Below are 3049 nucleotides of genomic sequence, written 5' to 3' on the forward strand. Positions count from 1 at the left end.
CAGTGCTTCGCAAGCAAAGCGCCCTCACCCTTGGGGGCTTGGCCGCGGCATCCATGCCGCGGACACCCCCGCAACCGGACCCACCCCGCCTTCGGCGGGTTCCGGCTGCTGTTGGTGGGTGTCGACCTTGGTCGACACGGTAGATCCACGCCATGCGTGGATACGGGAAAATGATCTGCCCATGAAAAAAGCCCGCCGGAATCCGGCGGGCTTTTTGTTTCCAGCATTGGCGTGGAACTCAGGCCCAGCCGAGCAGCTCGAACAGCTTCAGGATCAGGTAGGCGCAGCCGCCCGCCGCCGGGATGGTCAGGATCCATGCCCAGACGATGCGCTCGATCACGCCCAGACGCAGCGAACGCGGGTTCTTGGCAAAGCCGACGCCCATGATCGCGGTCGAGATGCTGTGGGTGGTCGACACCGGCATGCCGAAGTGGGCAGCCACGGTCAGCACGGTGGCCGAGCTGGTTTCCGCAGCGAAACCGTGGATCGGATGCAGCTTGACCATCTTGTGGCCCAGGGTCTTGATGATCTTCCAGCCGCCCGAGGCGGTACCGGCGGCCATCACCACGGCGCAGGTCAGCACGATCCACATGGCAATGCCATCACCGGCGTGCGCGTCCGGATGCATGAAGGCCAGCCACGACGGCAGGTCGTTCAACGCGCCGGTCGCTTCGGCACCGATCAGGGTCATCGCGATGATGCCCATGGTCTTCTGCGCATCGTTGTGGCCGTGGGCAAAGCCCATGTAGGCCGCCGAGGCGATCTGTGCCTTGCCGAAGAAGGCATTGACGATGCGCGGGCGTGCCAGTCGGCCGATTGCGCCGCCGATCTTGGCCAGGCCGGCGATCAGTGCCCACAGCAGCACCATCACCACGATACCGAGCAGGAAGCCGGCAATCGGCGAGGTGATCATCGGCACGAACACCTTCCACAGCAGGCCCTTGTTCTGCGCCCAGCTACCGAAGCGTTCCGACCAGATCAGCGCGTCCCAGTTGTTGTGGGCGGCGGCGAGGCCGGCACCACACAGGCCGCCGATCAGTGCGTGCGAGGACGAGGACGGCAGGCCCTTCCACCACGTGATCAGGTTCCAGATGATGCCGCCCAGCAGCGCGCACAGGATCACCTGCGGGGTCACATCGACCACGTTGGTGTTGAGCAGGCCCGACGCAATGGTCAGGGCCACGGCGGTGCCGGTCAGCGCACCCAGCAGGTTCATGAACGCGGCGAGCATCACCGCCCAACCGGGCGAGAGCACCTTGGTCGCCACCACGGTGGCGATGGAGTTGGCGGTGTCGTGGAAGCCGTTGATGAACTCGAAAACGAGCGCGGCCAGGATCACCACCAGAACGAGGGTCAGCATGCTGTGGCGTCCGTCAGCTGTTCTTCAACACGATCTGGTAGGCCACCACGCCGGCTTCGCGGCAGCGGTCGATGGCCTTTTCCAGGATCTCGAAGAATTCCTTCAGCAGGAACATCTGCAGGTTGTCCAGGCGACCGGAATAGATGTCGCGGTACAGCTCGAGCATCAGGCGGTCGGCTTCGTTTTCCAGCGAACGCAGACGCTCGTTGAGCGCGGTCATCCGGTCCAGGTTCATGTGGCGCAGGTCGGCGACCATCTCCACCACCACGCCAGCGGCCTGCTCCAGCATCGCCGCGCGCGGCGCGAAGTCGATGTGTTCCAGGTGGGTCGTGGCCAGCGAATAGCGATCGGCGAACTTCTCGATCTGCTTGGGAATCTTGTACAGGGCCGAGCCCAGCGCTTCGATGTCTTCGCGCTCGATCGGGGTCATGAAGCTGTCCACCAGCGCCTGGCTGATCTTGTCCGAGGCCGCGCGTTCGCGCAGACGGGCCAGCTTGAAGGCGTCCAGGGCGGGCTGGCGATCGGCGTCGCGCAGCATCGAATGCAGTGCCTTGGCGGCATCGGAAGCCGCGACGGCAGCCTCATCGAGCAGGGTGTAGAACTGTTTGCCGGAACCGAAAATGGTCTGCAGAGAGAACATTGAGAAACCTGTCAGCCGTCGCGGGAAGGACGGCACCAGTGCGAATTATGACGGCTAGATGACCATCACGGGTATCCCTGGCCCTTTTCGGGGGTCGGGACGCCCAAAACTGAACAGGCATTTGCCACCCAGCCACGGCCCTTTGCTAAGATGCCAGCGCGCCTTCGGGCGCACCTTATGGACGACGACCCTTATCCCCCAGCGCCGCGCCGGACCCCGTTCCTGAGCGCCTGCCGCCATCGCAAGCACCCGCCCTCCCTGTCACCAACCGGGGACGATGCCCGTGTTTGAAATGATCCTGATTGTTTTCGCGCTTGTTCTGCTGAACGGCTTCTTTGCCATGTCCGAGATGTCGGTCATGACCTCGCGCAAGAGCCGGCTGAAGCAGCTGGCCGGCACCTCCAAGCGCGCGGCCAAGGCCCTGGAACTGTCGGAGAAGCCGGAAGCCTTCCTGTCCACCGTCCAGATCGGCATCACCGTAATCGGCGTGCTGACCGGCTTCCTCGGCGGCGAAGCACTGGGTGAGGCCATCGGCGGCTGGATCCAGGGGCTGATGCCGGGCTTCGCCTATGCCGGTGCGGTTGGCAAGGCGCTGGCGGTCACCTTCATCACCTTCATCACGCTGATCTTCGGCGAACTGGTGCCCAAGCGCCTGGCCCTGACCCGTTCAGAGGACATCGCCGGGCTGGTGGCGCTACCGATGAGCTGGCTGGCCAAGCTGGCCTTCCCCTTCGTCTGGCTGCTGTCCAAGACCACCCAGCTGGTGCTGCGCCTGTTCGGCCTGGGCAAGGACGAGGTCGCGTCGGTGACCGAAGAGGAGATCCGCATGCTGGTGGCCGAGAGCCACGAGGCCGGCGTGATCGACAGCCACGAGCGCGACATGATGAACCGCGTGATGCGCCTGGGCGACCGCACCGCCGACAGCCTGATGACCCCGCGCAACCGGATCGCCTGGCTGGACACCCTGGGTGGCCTGGACAAGAACCTGGAGATCATGGCCGAGCACGAGTTCTCGCGGTACCCGGTGTACCGCGACAACGACATGGACG

3 protein-coding genes are annotated in these 3049 nt (G+C 64.6%); 1 reads left to right on the plus strand and 2 read right to left on the minus strand.

All coding sequences use genetic code 11. The features are described from left to right. Window positions 1-238: 238 nt before the first annotated feature. Window positions 239-1360 carry an inorganic phosphate transporter gene (locus AB4Y84_RS17865; RefSeq protein WP_312107468.1) on the minus strand — a complete coding sequence of 374 codons (1122 nt, stop codon included), beginning with the start codon at window positions 1358-1360 and terminating at the stop codon, window positions 239-241. A 13-nt stretch (window positions 1361-1373) separates the two neighbouring features. After that, window positions 1374-2000 (minus strand): DUF47 domain-containing protein, encoded by a 627-nt coding sequence (locus AB4Y84_RS17870; protein ID WP_025878890.1) that lies wholly within the window; start codon window positions 1998-2000, stop codon window positions 1374-1376. A gap of 292 nt (window positions 2001-2292) precedes the next feature. Between AB4Y84_RS17870 and AB4Y84_RS17875 the strand changes: the two genes are divergently transcribed. Continuing rightward, a partial coding sequence (locus AB4Y84_RS17875) for a hemolysin family protein (protein ID WP_442250577.1) occupies window positions 2293-3049 on the plus strand: 757 nt, incomplete at its 3' end.

It is taken from the genome of Stenotrophomonas sp. 2YAF22 (assembly GCF_052114665.1).
GTDB lineage: Bacteria > Pseudomonadota > Gammaproteobacteria > Xanthomonadales > Xanthomonadaceae > Stenotrophomonas > Stenotrophomonas indicatrix.

Coding starts and splice junctions, on each gene's coding strand:
- AB4Y84_RS17865 (WP_312107468.1), bottom strand. CDS start 1,360: ATGCTGACCCTCGTTCTGGTGGTGATCCTGGCCGCGCTCGTTTTCGAG.
- AB4Y84_RS17870 (WP_025878890.1), bottom strand. CDS start 2,000: ATGTTCTCTCTGCAGACCATTTTCGGTTCCGGCAAACAGTTCTACACC.